The sequence below is a fragment of the Bacteroides sp. 1_1_30 genome (genome assembly GCF_020982715.1).
GTDB lineage: Bacteria > Bacteroidota > Bacteroidia > Bacteroidales > Bacteroidaceae > Bacteroides > Bacteroides xylanisolvens.
In genome coordinates, this window is sequence record NZ_JAJKHN010000047.1 from 1 (window position 1) to 16223 (window position 16223).

Consider the following 16223-nt stretch of genomic DNA (forward strand, 5'->3'; position numbering starts at 1 on the left):
ATTCCTGAAGGCAAGAACAAGCTTAAAGAAGCAACAGGATCAATCGTTTGGGAAGAGGATGTTTTCATGATGCAAAAATAAGAATTTTAACGCAATCCCCCAAGGTTTCAGACTGAGCCCTATCAAGAATACAGAGAAACCGCCCGCATTCTTTATTTTTCACTGATTATTCTTCGTCAAGTCGACAATTTTCACTATATTTGCTCTGTTATTAAAGTTAGAAAGGCAATTATGAGCGAAGAACAAATCACTCCCAATAACGGGTCTTATTCTGCGGATAGTATCCAAGTATTGGAAGGTCTTGAAGCAGTAAGAAAACGCCCTGCGATGTACATTGGTGACATCAGCGTCAAGGGACTTCACCACTTGGTATACGAAATCGTTGACAACTCTATCGACGAAGCATTGGCCGGCTATTGCGACCATATCGAAGTAACAATCAACGAAGACAATTCAATCACAGTACAGGACAACGGACGCGGTATTCCGGTTGACTATCATGAGAAAGAAAAGAAGTCGGCACTGGAAGTAGCCATGACCGTATTGCACGCCGGAGGTAAATTCGACAAGGGTTCTTACAAAGTATCCGGAGGTTTGCACGGTGTAGGTATGTCTTGCGTAAACGCGCTGTCTACCCACATGACTACACAAGTATTCCGTAATGGTAAAATCTATCAGCAGGAATACGAGATCGGTAAACCGCTTTATTCTGTAAAGGAAGTCGGTACAGCCGACATTACGGGAACCCGCCAGCAATTCTGGCCGGATGGTACCATCTTTACTGAAACGGTATACGACTACAAGATTCTGGCTTCACGTCTGCGCGAATTGGCTTATCTGAACGCCGGTCTTCGCATCTCTCTGACTGACCGTCGGGTGGTGAACGAAGATGGAAGTTTCAAGAGCGAGCAGTTCTATTCAGAAGAAGGTTTGAGAGAGTTCGTACGTTTTATCGAGTCTTCACGCGAGCACTTGATTAACGATGTGATCTATCTGAACTCCGAAAAGCAGGGAATTCCTATTGAAGTGGCTATCATGTACAATACCGGATTCTCCGAAAACGTTCACTCATACGTCAACAATATCAACACCATTGAAGGTGGTACACACTTGGCAGGTTTCCGCCGTGCGCTGACTCGTACGTTGAAAAAATACGCCGAAGACAGCAAAATGCTGGAAAAGGTAAAAGTTGAAATTTCGGGAGATGACTTCCGCGAAGGTTTGACTGCCGTTATTTCTGTAAAAGTAGCTGAACCACAGTTTGAAGGACAGACTAAAACGAAGTTGGGTAACAACGAAGTGATGGGTGCTGTTGACCAGGCAGTGGGCGAAGTATTAGCATATTATCTGGAAGAACATCCGAAGGAAGCCAAAACAATTGTCGACAAAGTGATTCTTGCCGCTACTGCACGTCACGCTGCAAGAAAAGCCCGTGAAATGGTACAACGCAAGTCACCGATGTCGGGTGGCGGTCTGCCGGGTAAATTGGCCGACTGTTCGGATAAGGATCCTTCTAAATGTGAATTGTTCCTTGTCGAGGGAGACTCGGCAGGTGGTACTGCCAAGCAGGGACGTAACCGTATGTTCCAGGCGATCCTCCCATTACGCGGTAAGATTCTGAACGTAGAAAAAGCCATGTATCACAAGGCTTTGGAAAGTGATGAAATCCGCAATATCTACACAGCTCTCGGTGTGACTATCGGAACTGACGAAGACAGCAAGGAAGCAAACATACAGAAGCTGCGCTATCACAAGATTATCATCATGACCGATGCCGACGTCGATGGTTCTCACATCGACACACTTATCATGACGTTCTTCTTCCGTTATATGCCGCAAGTTATCCAGAACGGTTATCTGTACATCGCTACTCCCCCGCTCTACCTCTGCAAAAAGGGTAAAGTAGAAGAGTATTGCTGGACAGATGCACAACGCCAAAAGTTTATTGACACTTACGGCGGTGGTTCAGAAAATGCGATTCATACACAACGCTACAAAGGTTTGGGTGAGATGAACGCCCAGCAGTTGTGGGAAACAACTATGGACCCTGAAAACCGTATGCTGAAACAAGTAAATATTGACAACGCCGCAGAAGCTGATTATATCTTCTCTATGTTGATGGGTGAAGATGTAGGGCCACGCCGCGAGTTTATTGAAGAGAATGCAACGTATGCAAATATCGATGCATAATTTTAATATTACGTTTTTATAAACCAACCTCACATCTTACAACGAGGAAACGCCGATGGCGAAGGAACATCCTTCGATCGGCGTTTTTCTTTTATCTGAAGGGGCTTTCATGTTCGAATCGTTCAACCGCCCATCTCTTAATAAAACCTAACAGCAGAAACGTTTTCCATACAAAATCACTATCTTGCATAAAAAGCAAAGAAAACATAACTATGAAAATGAAAACTACTGCGCCCAATCCGTTATTTGCAAAGATCAGGTTGTTTCTTATTGTACTGACTTCCTGCGTGATCGCGACTTGTATCTTCTTGATTATTATCCATCCGGAAGCATGGGTTATGCCGGCATGCGGAATCATAATCGCATTGTGCATTTTGCTCTATCAGCTATATTGCATACGCAAGAATCGGAAGAGAATTTAAATATATTGTTGCTTTTTCAGCTCTTCAGCAACAGTAACCAGCTCTTTGTACCATTCTTCACCGAACTTACGGATTAAAGGCTCTTTCAAAAACTGATATACGGGAAGATTCTCTTTTTTCCCCAGCAAAACTGCTGCTTTGCATACGTCCCAACGATTATAATTCACCGCTTTATAGGGCCCGTAATCGCCGATCCGGATAGGATAAAGATGACAGGACACCGGTTTATAGAAGTCTGTTTTCCCCTCCCGATAAGCCTTCTCAATAGCACAGTAGCAACAGCCTTTCTCATCGTAGCAGGTAAACACACAGTCTTTATTATTAACAATAGAAGTCACTAGATCACCTTCCTCATCCGTATATACTACTCCTTGCTTTTCAATCACCGCACGTGCTTCCGGAGCCAGTTCATCCCAAATAATCGGCAAAACTTCTTCCAACTCCATCACCTCGTCCAGCTCTACCGGAGCACCGGCATCACCTTCAATACAACAAGCCCCCTTGCAGGCGCCCAAATCGCAAAGGAACTTCTCCTGAAATACATCAAGAGACACTACTACATCACCTATTTGTATCATTTTAAACCTTATGTGAGACAAAAAGGGCGGAGTAGAACTCCGCCCTCCCAATTATAGAAATCTAAATTACTTAATCAAAACGTTTCCGTCCATTTCAGCCGGAGCAGCCAGCCCCATAATCTTCAGAATTGTTGGAGCAACATCTGCCAAACGACCATCTTCTACTTTCGCAGCCTTGTTCTCTGTCACGTAAACACAAGGAACAGGGTTCAAAGAGTGAGCAGTGTTCGGAGTACCGTCTTCGTTCAAAGCATGGTCAGCATTACCATGATCGGCAATGATAATTGCTTCGTAATCTTGTGCTTTAGCGGCTTCGATTACATCTTTCACACAAGCATCTACAGCAACAACCGCTTTCTCGATTGCTTCGTAAATACCGGTATGGCCAACCATGTCACCATTAGCGAAGTTCACTACGATGAAATCATATTTGTTCTCGTTGATGGCAGCTACCAGTTTATCTTTTACTTCAAAAGCGCTCATTTCCGGCTTCAAGTCATAAGTAGCAACTTTTGGAGAAGGAACAAGGATACGTTCTTCTTTATCGAATGGAGTTTCACGTCCACCGTTGAAGAAGAATGTTACGTGAGCATACTTTTCTGTTTCAGCGATATGAAGTTGGCTCAAGCCTTTGGAAGCAAGATATTCGCCCAATGTGTTGGACACGTTTTCTTTGTCGAACAAGATATGAACGCCCTTGAAAGATGCATCATACGGAGTCATACAGTAATATTGCAGCCCCGGGATAGTATGCATGCCAACTTCCGGCATATCTTGTTGAGTCAGTACGACAGTCAACTCTTTGGCACGGTCGTTACGGTAGTTGAAGAAGATCACTACATCACCCTCTTTGATTGTTCCGTCGCAGTTAGCGTTTACAATCGGTTTGATGAATTCGTCTGTCACGCCTTCGTCGTAAGATTCCTGCATTGCCTGAACCATATCAGTAGCTTTCTTGCCTACACCGTTTACGAGCAGGTCGTATGCTTCTTTTACACGTTCCCAACGCTTGTCACGGTCCATTGCATAATAACGGCCGATGATAGAAGCAATCTTTCCTGCTGATTTCTCGCAGTGTGCAGAAAGTTCTTCGATAAAGCCTTTACCACTCTTCGGGTCAGTATCACGGCCATCCATGAAGCAGTGGATAAATGCATTGTTGATGTTGTATTCTTTTGCGATATCGCAAAGTTTGAAGAGATGAACGAGTGAGCTGTGTACACCACCGTTAGAAGTCAGCCCCATAAAGTGAATATTCTTTCCATTTTCTTTTGCATAAGAGAAAGCAGAAACAATTTCAGGATTTTTCATGATGCTATTGTCCGCACATGCACGATTGATTTTCACCAAGTCCTGATAAACCACGCGTCCGGCACCGATATTCAAGTGACCTACTTCCGAGTTACCCATCTGTCCGTCGGGCAAACCTACGTTTTCACCGCTTGCCTGAAGTTGAGAGTGAGGATAAGTACTCATCAGATAATCCCAATAAGGAGTGGGAGTGTTGAAGATTACGTCGTCTTTCTTTTGGTCACCTAATCCCCAACCATCGAGGATCATTAAAAGGGCTTTCTTACTCATAATATTTTAATATTTAAATTATCACACTGATTTTCGGGCGCAAAGGTACAAAAAAGATGGTTACATAAACGTTTAATCTATGTTAAGTTACAGGGCAGAAGTATATCAGGCTATGGGTCTTTTTCTTACTTTGTAAAATTGCTTTCAATATGTTTATCGAAAAACAGGATACAAAAGGCGGAACTTACTTCATTTTTCCGTACCTTTGCATCGCTTTTAAATTAAAATCATAGAAATATGGACGATTCAAACCCGCGAACGTGCACAACTAGTATTAATTAAAGCGAACAGAGCCATTGAAGACTGATGCCTCTGCTCGTGTCAAACAAACGAAAGGAGGCAATAAGATGAGAACGTATCTTTATTGTGAGGCTGGCTTTGTGGAAAAAGCACAATGGCTTCCCAACAGCTGGGTAAATGTAGTATGCCCAAACAATGATGACTTTGAATTTCTAACTCAAACTCTCAACGTACCCGAATCATTTCTGAATGATATAGCCGACACGGACGAACGTCCGCGTACGGATACGGAAGGCAACTGGTTGTTGACGATTCTTCGTATCCCGGTAGTGAACAAACAGAATGGCAGTCTGCCTTTCGACACTGTACCGATTGGAATTATTACTAATAACGAGATTATTGTGTCCGTCTGTTATCACAACACGGATTTATTACCGGATTTCATAGAGCATACCCGTCGAAAAGGGATCGTTGTACGCAACAAGCTGGATCTGATTTTCCGGTTAATCTATTCTTCTGCCGTGTGGTTCCTGAAATATCTAAAGCAGATAAACATAGACATCAGTGCCGCAGAAAAGGAACTGGAACGAAGCATCCGTAACGAAGACCTGCTTCGCTTGATGAGACTGCAGAAAACACTTGTCTACTTCAATACTTCCATCCGTGGAAATGAAGTGATGATCGGTAAGTTAAGGACTATTTTTCAGGATACGGATTATCTGGACACTGAATTAGTGGAAGATGTAATTATCGAGCTGAAACAGGCGCTCAATACGGTGAATATTTACAGTGATATCCTCACAGGGACAATGGATGCTTTTGCGTCTATTATCTCCAATAATGTGAATACGATCATGAAACGTATGACAAGTCTGTCCATCGTCCTGATGCTTCCGACATTGATTGCCAGTTTCTATGGCATGAATGTGGATATTCACCTGGAAGAAGTGCCCTTTGCTTTCTCTTTGATCGTGCTTTTTTCCATCGGATTGTCAACGCTTGCGTTTGTGATATTCCGGAAGATTAAGTGGTTCTAAAAGGAGGAACATAAAAAAACAGCTTACCATCTATGATCCTTTATAAGGATTCTTTATGACGGTAAGCTGTAATTATACGTTTTTTATTCTATAGAGAATTAATTAAAAGAGAATGTTTAGAGAGAGAAATTAAAATATTTTATCCTTCTTTATTTGCTTTTCTTCCACCCAACGGAATAGATACCCCAACGAATCCATTAACAGAGTTAGAGTTCTTTCCTAAGAACATATAGTCAGTTCCGACAAACAGAGGACCTAACTTCAGACCCAAACCGAAAGATTTACCAGCTGACTGGATAGCTGAATAGCTAAGCGCTACATTGAACCAGCTTTTCGGACGGTAGTTTGCGGAGAATGTTAATTCTGTAAGAGCATCAGGCTGTACAAAACGAGTTGTTGACAATACACCGACTGCTAATTTATTATTGAAGAATCCGTATTCTGCACCTAATACCAAGGTAGAAGCAAGACGAGATTTACGAGATTTATCAGCATCTTTCGCTTCCATTTGCAACATATCATAGTCAATAATATCCCCATTACTTCCTGCACGATTATAATACTTTTCAGCTTCAGTTTGCAATTTCGTCATCGCATCCGTAATCTTCCCTAAGTCATTTGATGTCAAGTCATCAACATTTATATCTTTTGTATAATCACTAACATTTATATTAATATCAGGAGAAGTAGCATTAGCTATTTTGGTAGCACCCTTTTTCCAAGAAATAAATCCCAAATCTAAAATAGATGCTGATACTGTCAAATTATCTAATATTTTATAAGAAGCACCTAAATCAATACCAAAACCATAGCCAGCAATTCCTATTTTTCCAGCATCAAAATCAATATCATCTATATATTTTTTATCAGGTTCTTCACCATTTACTAATTCTAAACCCTTAAAAGAACTTTCTAATGTAGCCGATATTCCCAAACTAGCATGGTACTTATTAATTTCGTTCAATAATTCCTGTGCTTTATTAGTTGTATTATAATTAGCTGCTAAATAAGCGGGGTCTTGTAATTGTGCAAGACGTGCATCACTTGGGATATCTGCAGACATCGTAACTTTATTAAACTTTAAATCCATGTTACCAATGCCTAATAAGACCTTCACCTTACCACCAACACTCAAGCGACTATTTATTTGACGCGAAAGTCCCAAGCCAACCTCGGTATAGGCTTGTATATTCATCTTTTGACCACTCAAATTATAATTACTCGTCCGCCAGTTTTCTTCAAAGCCTTCACCATCCATCTGATTCAAGAAAGTAAATAAATTCTTAGTAACATTCGCACCAATATCTGTACGAAGACCGATATTAAATGACCAAAAGTTCTTACCTTTATACCATCCTGCAGAAAGAATTTCTGTACTGAAGTTTACATTCAGCTTATTTTTATCTTTCAGACGATTCATAAAATCAGTGCTTTTATAAAAATCGTCACCATCATCAATAATATCGATGATATCCTGATAGCCTAATGAAGTAGAACCAACAGTTGCATTAACTGCACCAATTACCGGAAGGTTGAAATAACCTTTCGTCGGTGTTAAAGCCGGATTTAGTTGTTGACGATAATGAGTACCTTCCATGAAATAAGAAGTACGTAAAAACTGTGCATTTGCAGAAAGAGTGCAAACCAACATCATAAAAAATACCCCAATAATTTTAGAAGACCACAATAGTTTGTTCGTTGCCATGATTTTAAACTTTTTAATTCTTATTATTGTTTGCAAAGATATAGTATTTCAATAACAAATAAAAGCACTAGGCAACACTTTTTCAGCCTAAACAGAACAATTTTAGGGTTATCCGTAACAAAATCGTGCTTATTTTGCAAAAAAATGTAGAATGTTTGTGCAAAATGAAACAAAGTGACTTTAGAAGTTCAAAGTTAGCTGTCCATCTCCTAATAGATTGAACGTCATTCGATGGTAAGGAGTGGTTCCACGTTCGGCAATGGCGGCGCGATGTTTTTTAGTTGGGTAGCCTTTATTGTGATCCCAGTCATAATAAGGAAACTCTTCGTGGAGACGGTTCATATAATCATCTCTGTATGTCTTGGCTAAAATAGAAGCCGCAGCTATTGAAAGAAATTTCCCGTCGCCTTTCACTACCGTGGTATGGGGGATGCCGGGATATTTAGTGAAACGGTTTCCGTCGATTAGTAAATGCTGTGGGCGGGTAGTCAGTTGGTCCACTGCACGATGCATAGCTAAGAAAGAAGCCCGCAGGATATTTATTTCATCAATTTCTTCCGGTGACACGACGCCAACCGCCCAGGCTATCGCTTCCTTCTCTATTACCTCACGTAGTGCATAACGTTGCTTTTCCGACAGTTGCTTGGAATCATTCAACAGTTCATTCTTAAAATCTTTCGGAAGAATAACCGCAGCAGCGTATACTGCTCCCGCCAAACATCCACGACCGGCCTCATCACATCCGGCTTCAATCAGATTCTCGTTCAAATAAGGTAATAACATATTTATCGCTTCTATTTTGACACAAAGGTAATTCAAATTAAAAAAGGAGACTTGTTTTGCCTCCTTTTTCTTACTTCTTTCCTGCTTTTTTTAGAATAAACTCCAAGCAACAGTAAGCCCTGCCATTACAATGGCTACCATGCTCATTAGCTTTATTAAGATATTCAAGCTCGGCCCGGATGTATCTTTAAACGGATCGCCCACGGTATCTCCTACTACGGTTGCTTTATGAACTTCACCGCCTTTTCCTCCAAAGTTTCCTTCTTCTACATATTTCTTTGCATTATCCCATGCACCACCGGCATTAGCCATAAAGATTGCCAGTACGAAGCCACTGCTCAAGCCACCAATCAGCAAACCGAGCACACCGGGAACACCGAAAATAAGACCTGTAAGGATAGGGGCAATAATAGCGATTAAGGAAGGCACAACCATTTCACGTTGCGCACCTTTTGTTGATATTGCAACACAACGTTCGTAATCCGGCTCCGCTTCTCCTGTCAAAATACCCTTTATTTCACGGAATTGGCGACGTACTTCATCTACCATGTGCCCTGCTGCACGTCCTACGGCATTCATTGTCAATCCACAGAACAGGAAAGCCATCATGGAACCGAGGAACATACCCGAAAGAACTTTCGGATTCATCAGATGTACTTCATAATAATCCATGAAGTCGATAAAAGTAGCATTCGCCACACTGATGGAACTACCATCCGCAAAGGTCAAATCTACATTACCAAGCCGTGTCAGGCCGATTCGGATTTCTTCAATATAAGAAGCCAGCAAAGCCAACCCTGTCAATGCAGCGGAACCGATTGCAAAACCTTTTCCGGTGGCAGCAGTCGTATTCCCCAATGAATCGAGCGCATCGGTACGTTTGCGGACTTCGGCACCCAAGCCGGACATTTCTGCGTTACCTCCTGCATTATCCGCAATCGGGCCGTAAGCATCCGTTGCCAGAGTGATACCTAAAGTAGAAAGCATGCCGACAGCCGCAATACCGATTCCATACAGTCCCATACCGACATTGGCAAAATCGCCGGCGGAAGCCAACAGATAGGAAGCAATGATACCAATCACGACTGCAATTACCGGAATAGCCGTAGAAAGCATACCTAAACCGATACCGGAGATAATTACGGTGGCGGGTCCGGTCTTACCGCTTTCACTTAGTTTCTGGGTAGGGCGATAGGATTGGGAAGTATAATATTCCGTAGAACGTCCGATGATAATACCTACCACCAGTCCGACTACTACGGCACAAGAAATCCAAATCCAGTTATCAAGTTGCAGAAGCCACAGAATAAGGAATGTAGCAGCAACAATTAATACGGAACTAAGATTCGTGCCGAAAGCCAACGAACCGAGCAGGTCCTTCATAGTCGCATTCTCCTTGGTACGGACAGCAAATATACCTATAATAGAAAGGATAATACCAACAGCCGCGATCAGCATCGGGGCGATCACTGCCTTGAATTGCATCACTGTATCTGCCGAATGGATAAAAGCAGCAGCACCCAGTGCGGCTGTTGCCAGAATCGAGCCACAGTAAGATTCGTATAAATCGGCTCCCATACCGGCCACGTCGCCTACATTATCGCCCACATTATCGGCAATAGTGGCAGGATTACGAGGGTCATCTTCCGGGATTCCGGCTTCTACTTTGCCTACCAAGTCGGCTCCGACATCGGCTGCCTTTGTATAGATACCACCGCCTACACGAGCAAAGAGCGCCTGGGTAGAAGCTCCCATACCAAATGTCAGCATGGTGGTAGTGATTACACAGAGTTTATGAGTAGGTGTCAGTGCATCAGCAGGAATCACTGCATTCAGCAACAGATACCAAAAAGATATATCGAGCAGTCCCAGGCCAACGACCACCAGTCCCATCACGGCACCACTTCGGAAAGCAATTCTTAATCCTGCATTCAGAGAAGTACGGGCAGCATTAGCGGTACGAGCGGACGCGTATGTTGCCGTCTTCATCCCCAAAAATCCGGAAAGCCCGGAGAAGAATCCACCTGTAAGGAAAGCAATGGGAACCCAGGCATTCTGTACATGAAAGCCGTATGCCATAATTGAAAACAAAATAACCAGCCCCAAGAATACCCAACCTACTATTTTGTATTGTTGCTTTAGATAAGACATAGCTCCTTTGCGCACAGCAGCAGCTATTTTTATCATTTGGGGTGTACCTTCACCCTCTTTCATCATTTGCTTATGAAAGTAATAAGCAAAGCAGAGGGCTAACACGGAAGCGACTGGAACGAGCCAGAAAAGAATGTTGTCCATAGGGTCAATTTTTAAAGGATTACGGAGGCTAAAAGTATGGAAATCAATCGAAATAAGCAAGTAAAAAAGAAAGAATTTACAGAGTTGAATCATTCTATTTTTTATACGTCTCTTTGGACAAATGAGCAGATGGTAGTTCTTTTTAGACATAAGAACAAAAGAACATAAAAGCTGCGCTTTGAAAATTATTTCTGTTGCTTATTGAACTGCTATTTTATTTTTTTGTTCTTATGTTCTTCTGTCTGAATTAAATTCCCATTTAACCAGAAATTGCCTAGTTTGGGATCAATTGCCACTAATGATTTTATTAGTTATTTTTAAGCAAGCGTTTACCTATTAATAGTTATTTCATTGCCTAACAAATTTTCGTTTGACTATAGTCAAGCGATAGTTCAACATATGTCAAGCGTTCGTTCAACTATAGTCAAACGAAAACTCCTTAGGCAATTGAAAAAATAATATAAGCAAGAGAAAGAAATAAAAGCTGCATACTGACGAGTTATTGCCAGCAATAGTATTGGGAGTTATTTCCGTATAGAAATGAACTAATTTCAGTTCAAATTCAAACAAAGAGATAACGAACAATAGTCAATAACAACTAACTATATGCCATTCTCTACTTATTCTGCTGGGCAAACTCCGTAGAAGTAACTTTAAACTGTTTCTGAAATACTTTGGCGAAGTAAGAAGGTGACTGAAATTCTACCCTGTCACAAATTTCATTGGTGCGCAGTTCTCCCTCCTGCAACAATTCCGCAGCATGTTTTAGCCGGATGATACGGATAAAATCGAGTGAGGAAAGGTCGGTCAATGCCAACGGAATGATCGTAAAAGAGATCCCGCAGATACTTGTCGAACTCGACCCAAGCTACAACATCACGAAAGACTTACGCCTCTAGCTTAGTTTCCGCTATTTCGGCAAGACGTACGCCAATCTTCAGGAAGCGCTCTACTTCAACGGGCGCTGGGAAACGTTCGGAGGAATCAACTGAAACGTAAACAAGCACCTGTCTCTGGGGGCAACAGTCATCAACTTCCTGAATCAGAAAGGAGCCAGCGGAACCATCAACGGTTCGGAACTGATTACGAAAGAAGAAGCTGTCCAATACGCCGGAAATTATATGAGTGGAAACTATTTACGCCCATTCACCGTAGAATTTAGCGCAAGCATCAAATTCTAGTTCATACCAAACGAATTATAACTATCTTTGTGGCATTATATGCCCACAAACTAACTAATACCTAATTAATTATTAAAAAACCATGAAGAAACTTTTCGTATTACTTACGGCATTGTTTACCCTGGCACAAATGGACGCCCAGGAAAAGAACGTTATCCGCATCGCAACGGACAACACAGACTTAATTCTCCAAGTAGCTCCCAACGGACGACTTTATCAGGCTTATCTGGGCGATAAGTTACTGAACGAGAAAGACATCAACAACTTTTCTCCATACGTGAAAGGTGGAAGTGACGGAAGCGTATCTACCCGTGGATGGGAAGTATATCCGGGCTCCGGCGCCGAGGATTATTTTGAACCGGCTGTAGCAATCACGCACAATGATGGAAACCCGAGCACGATTCTCCGTTATGTATCTTCCGAACAAAAAGCAGTGGCAGGCGGCACGGAGACAGTCATCCAACTGAAAGACGATCAGTACCCGGTGGAAGTCACGCTGCATTACATCGCTTATCCGAAAGAAAACGTCATCAAGACGTGGAGTGAAATCAAACATGCTGAAAAGAAACCTGTCACCATCTGGCGTTATGCTTCGACGATGCTTTATTTCTCCGGAAACGAGTATTATCTGACTGAATTCAGCAGCGACTGGGCTAAAGAAGCACAAATGAGCACACAACCTCTATTGTTCGGCAAAAAGGTGATCGACACCAAACTGGGAAGCCGTGCCGCCATGCATACCCACCCGTTCTTCGAACTTGGTTTTGAGCAACCGGCACAGGAAACACAAGGACGTGCCATGCTAGGGACTATCGGATGGACAGGCAACTTCCAGTTTACCTTTGAAGTGGACAACGTAGGCAACCTCCGCGTCATCCCCGCCATCAACCCGTATGCATCTGATTATGAACTAAAACCGAACGAAGTATTTACCACTCCCGAATTCATCTTTACTTTCAGCAACAACGGTACGGGCGAAGCCAGCCGCAACCTCCACGCATGGGCACGCAACTACCAACTGAAAGACGGACAAGGCGACCGCATGACTTTATTGAATAACTGGGAAAATACGTACTTCAAATTCGATGAGAAACTGCTTGCCGAACTGATGAAAGAAGCCAAACATCTGGGTGTAGATATGTTCTTGTTGGATGATGGCTGGTTCGGCAACAAGCATCCTCGCAACAGCGACAATGCCGGACTGGGTGACTGGGAAGTGATGAAATCCAAACTGCCGGGCGGTATTCCCGCACTCGTGAAATCGGCCAAAGAAGCCGAAGTAAAATTCGGTATCTGGATCGAACCGGAGATGATAAACCCCAAAAGTGAATTGTTCGAGAAGCATCCTGACTGGGCAATCACTCTGCCCAATCGGGAAACATACTATTACCGTAACCAACTGGTGCTCGATCTTAGCAACCCGAAAGTACAGGATTTTGTGTTTGGCGTAGTGGATAACATCCTGACAGCGAACCCGGAAGTGGCTTTCTTTAAATGGGACTGCAACTCTCCCATCACAAATATTTATTCTCCCTATTTGAAGAATAAACAAGGACAACTTTATATCGACCATGTACGTGGTATATATAATGTATTGGAACGTATCAAAGACAAATATCCGAACGTACCGATGATGCTTTGCTCCGGCGGTGGCGCCCGTTGCGACTACGAAGCATTGAAATACTTCACAGAATTCTGGTGCAGTGACAATACAGACCCGATAGAGCGCCTGTTTATCCAATGGGGATTCTCACAAATCTTCCCTGCAAAAGCAATGGATGCACACGTAACCAGCTGGAACAAGAAGACAAGCGTGAAATTCCGTACCGATGTAGCAAGTATGTGCAAACTGGGCTTCGACCTCGGACTGAAAGAGCTGAATGCGGACGAACAGACTTTTTGCCAAAACGCAGTTGCCAACTGGACGCGTCTGAAGAAAGTGATTCTGGATGGTGACCAGTACAGACTGGTTTCTCCATACGATGGTAATCACATGTCTGTCATGTACGCCGCACCGGATAAGAACAAAGCAGTGCTTTATACCTACGATATCCACCCACGTTTCGGTGAGAAGCTGCTCCCGGTTAAACTTCAGGGATTGGATGCGAAGAAAATGTATAAGGTGAAAGAAATCAACCTGATGCCGAACTCTAAATCGAATCTTGCTGCCAATGAGAAGACTTATTCAGGAGATTATCTGATGAAAGTAGGAATCAATGCTTTCACTACCAATCAGGCTTTCAGCCGTGTGATTGAGCTGACTGCCGAATAATATTCACCACAGAAGTACGGAGGACACAGTGTTTTATACCATTGATACTAAACAAAGTATATGCGTTGCGTCTTCCGTGTTCTCTGTAGTAAAAAAACAATAATCAATTAATCCTCTTCAATCTTTACGGCTGTACCGTTAGCAGTCACCATCAGCATACTGCCACTACCTCCAACTGTCTCATAATCCAAATCAACACCTATCACGGCATTAGCTCCCATTTGAGCTGCTTGTGCCTCCATTTCCTTCAACGCTGTATCTTTTGCCATACGCAGCACTTCTTCATAAGAACCGGAACGACCACCCACAATATCCCGAATACTTGCAAACAAGTCGCGGAATACATTGGCACCTATGATTGTCTCTCCGGAAACTATTCCATAATATTTCACTATTCGTTTTCCCTCAATGATGGGAGTGGTTGTCATCAGCATAGTTTTTTCTTTATTAGTTATCTGTAAGTTATATGTATTTAGTTAGACGCAAGTCCCCCTAAAAAAGTTGCAGCTACACCGTAATTTCTTACGATATAGCTGCGATTAATGTTAAAGAGAGAGAATTTATATAATATGAGCATGGTCTCACGACCCTCCTAATATTCAATGAACATTTTGTTTCTTTACCTATTAGACGCACAAAAGCTCAAATCACTGCACTTGAAGGCATCTTTTTTTAGTTAAAGAATAAAAAAAGCCGCCATCCCACAGGAATAGCGGCTTATATTGTTAGAACATCTTGCTGACGCGTTCAATTCCCGCCACCAATGTATCTATTTCCGATTTCGTATTGTACATGGCAAACGAAGCCCGTACAGTTCCTTCTATACCAAGACGTTGCATGAGAGGTTGTGCACAATGATGTCCCGTCCTCACGGCAATACCCAAACGATCCAGCAACGTTCCGAGGTCGAAATGATGGATATCTCCTACCAGGAAGGAGATGACTGCTCCCCGTTCGGCTGCTTCACCGAATATACGCATCTGGGGAATCTCTTTCAGCCGTTGCAAAGCGTAAGTTGTCAGTTCATGCTCATGGGCGGCTATCTGCTCAAGTCCATGTCCATTCACGTAATCAAGAGCTTTTGCCAGTCCGGTAGTTCCGATGTAGTCGGGCGTACCGGCTTCAAACTTGAAAGGAAGTTCGTTGAAAGTAGTCTTCTCAAAAGAGACATGCTGAATCATCTCTCCTCCTCCCTGATAAGGCGGAAGGCGGTCTAACCACTCTTCTTTTCCATAAAGCACTCCGACACCTGTCGGACCGTATATTTTATGGGCAGAGAACACCAGAAAATCAGCATCCAACTCCTGTACGTCCACTTTCATGTGAGGGATAGACTGTGCAGCGTCTATCAGACAAGGTACGCCATGCGCATGAGCCGTTGCAATCATTTCTTTCACCGGATTCACCGTACCCAGCACATTTGAAACATGAACCACGCTGACTATTTTCGTTCGTTCGGAAAATAGTTTTTCGTATTCATCCAGCAAGAGTTCGCCTTTGTCATTCATTGGAATCACTTTGATGGCAATTCCCTTGCGGGCAGCCAACAGTTGCCAAGGAACGATGTTACTATGATGTTCCATCACGGAAAGAATCACTTCATCCCCCTCTTCCATAAATTCGTCACCAAAGCTGGAAACAAGCAGGTTGATGCTTTCCGTCGTTCCGCGGGTGAAGACAACTTCGTTCGTGCTACGGGCGTTGATAAACTGACGCACCGTTTCACGGGAAGCCTCATGCAATTCCGTAGCTTGTTGCGAAAGATAATGCACACCGCGATGCACATTGGCATTAACGGAATAATATTCATCCACCAACGCATCAACTACCAGACGGGGTTTCTGCGTCGTCGCACCGTTGTCGAAATAAACCAAAGGTTTACCGTAAACCGTACGGCTCAATATCGGAAAATCCTCACGTATCTTTTGAATATCCACGT

At 42.9% G+C, this 16223-nt stretch carries 11 protein-coding genes and 1 pseudogene; 4 read left to right on the forward strand and 8 right to left on the reverse strand.

The window, feature by feature from the left end:
* The first annotated feature begins 231 nt into the window (after nt 1–231).
* Nucleotides 232–2190, forward strand: a complete 1959-nt coding sequence (gyrB, locus tag LPH68_RS14805; RefSeq protein ID WP_004315406.1) for a DNA topoisomerase (ATP-hydrolyzing) subunit B — start codon at nt 232–234, stop codon at nt 2188–2190.
* A 418-nt stretch (nt 2191–2608) separates the two neighbouring features.
* Here the strand turns inward: gyrB and LPH68_RS14810 are convergent, their stop codons facing one another.
* Together LPH68_RS14810 and gpmI are read right to left on the reverse strand one after the other, a co-directional pair.
* A complete protein-coding gene (locus tag LPH68_RS14810) occupies nt 2609–3190 on the reverse strand; it encodes a DUF3109 family protein (protein ID WP_074706947.1) in 582 nt (193 codons plus the stop codon).
* A 66-nt stretch (nt 3191–3256) separates the two neighbouring features.
* Nucleotides 3257–4771, reverse strand: coding sequence for a 2,3-bisphosphoglycerate-independent phosphoglycerate mutase (gene gpmI, locus LPH68_RS14815; RefSeq protein WP_151921094.1), 1515 nt, complete (start codon nt 4769–4771; stop codon nt 3257–3259).
* 347 nt (nt 4772–5118) lie between these two features.
* Between gpmI and LPH68_RS14820 the strand changes: the two genes are divergently transcribed.
* On the forward strand, nt 5119–6048 hold the full coding sequence (locus tag LPH68_RS14820) for a magnesium transporter CorA family protein (protein ID WP_008770430.1): 930 nt from the start codon (nt 5119–5121) through the stop codon (nt 6046–6048).
* Nucleotides 6049–6187: 139 nt separating this feature from the next.
* Here the strand turns inward: LPH68_RS14820 and LPH68_RS14825 are convergent, their stop codons facing one another.
* From LPH68_RS14825 to LPH68_RS14840, 4 genes are all read right to left on the reverse strand, one after another.
* Nucleotides 6188–7753, reverse strand: a complete 1566-nt coding sequence (locus tag LPH68_RS14825) for a DUF5723 family protein (protein WP_117809336.1) — start codon at nt 7751–7753, stop codon at nt 6188–6190.
* Between the two features lie 180 nt (nt 7754–7933).
* Nucleotides 7934–8536 (reverse strand): ribonuclease HII, encoded by a 603-nt coding sequence (locus LPH68_RS14830; RefSeq protein WP_151923432.1) that lies wholly within the window; start codon nt 8534–8536, stop codon nt 7934–7936.
* A gap of 90 nt (nt 8537–8626) precedes the next feature.
* On the reverse strand, nt 8627–10831 hold the full coding sequence (locus tag LPH68_RS14835; protein ID WP_128858812.1) for a sodium-translocating pyrophosphatase: 2205 nt from the start codon (nt 10829–10831) through the stop codon (nt 8627–8629).
* A 616-nt stretch (nt 10832–11447) separates the two neighbouring features.
* Nucleotides 11448–11648 (reverse strand): helix-turn-helix domain-containing protein, encoded by a 201-nt coding sequence (locus LPH68_RS14840; RefSeq protein ID WP_004309462.1) that lies wholly within the window; start codon nt 11646–11648, stop codon nt 11448–11450.
* On the opposite strand from LPH68_RS14840, the pseudogene LPH68_RS14845 reads away from it, so the two are divergent.
* Nucleotides 11635–12012, forward strand: a pseudogene (locus LPH68_RS14845) (TonB-dependent receptor); the annotation flags it as partial. The gene LPH68_RS14840 and the pseudogene LPH68_RS14845 overlap by 14 nt on opposite strands.
* Before the next feature lie 82 nt (nt 12013–12094).
* Nucleotides 12095–14284, forward strand: a complete 2190-nt coding sequence (locus LPH68_RS14850) for an alpha-galactosidase (RefSeq protein WP_151923433.1) — start codon at nt 12095–12097, stop codon at nt 14282–14284.
* Between the two features lie 107 nt (nt 14285–14391).
* On the opposite strand, the gene LPH68_RS14855 is transcribed toward LPH68_RS14850, so the two are convergent.
* Together LPH68_RS14855 and LPH68_RS14860 are read right to left on the reverse strand one after the other, a co-directional pair.
* A complete protein-coding gene (locus LPH68_RS14855) occupies nt 14392–14718 on the reverse strand; it encodes a heavy metal-binding domain-containing protein (protein WP_004315412.1) in 327 nt (108 codons plus the stop codon).
* 291 nt (nt 14719–15009) lie between these two features.
* Nucleotides 15010–16221 (reverse strand): aminotransferase class V-fold PLP-dependent enzyme, encoded by a 1212-nt coding sequence (locus LPH68_RS14860; RefSeq protein ID WP_004309460.1) that lies wholly within the window; start codon nt 16219–16221, stop codon nt 15010–15012.
* Between the last annotated feature and the right edge of the window lie 2 nt (nt 16222–16223).

Coding starts and splice junctions, on each gene's coding strand:
- LPH68_RS14855 (WP_004315412.1), bottom strand. CDS start 14,718: ATGCTGATGACAACCACTCCCATCATTGAGGGAAAACGAATAGTGAAA.
- LPH68_RS14825 (WP_117809336.1), bottom strand. CDS start 7,753: ATGGCAACGAACAAACTATTGTGGTCTTCTAAAATTATTGGGGTATTT.
- LPH68_RS14820 (WP_008770430.1), top strand. CDS start 5,119: ATGAGAACGTATCTTTATTGTGAGGCTGGCTTTGTGGAAAAAGCACAA.
- LPH68_RS14810 (WP_074706947.1), bottom strand. CDS start 3,190: ATGATACAAATAGGTGATGTAGTAGTGTCTCTTGATGTATTTCAGGAG.
- LPH68_RS14830 (WP_151923432.1), bottom strand. CDS start 8,536: ATGTTATTACCTTATTTGAACGAGAATCTGATTGAAGCCGGATGTGAT.
- gyrB (WP_004315406.1), top strand. CDS start 232: ATGAGCGAAGAACAAATCACTCCCAATAACGGGTCTTATTCTGCGGAT.
- gpmI (WP_151921094.1), bottom strand. CDS start 4,771: ATGAGTAAGAAAGCCCTTTTAATGATCCTCGATGGTTGGGGATTAGGT.
- LPH68_RS14835 (WP_128858812.1), bottom strand. CDS start 10,831: ATGGACAACATTCTTTTCTGGCTCGTTCCAGTCGCTTCCGTGTTAGCC.
- LPH68_RS14850 (WP_151923433.1), top strand. CDS start 12,095: ATGAAGAAACTTTTCGTATTACTTACGGCATTGTTTACCCTGGCACAA.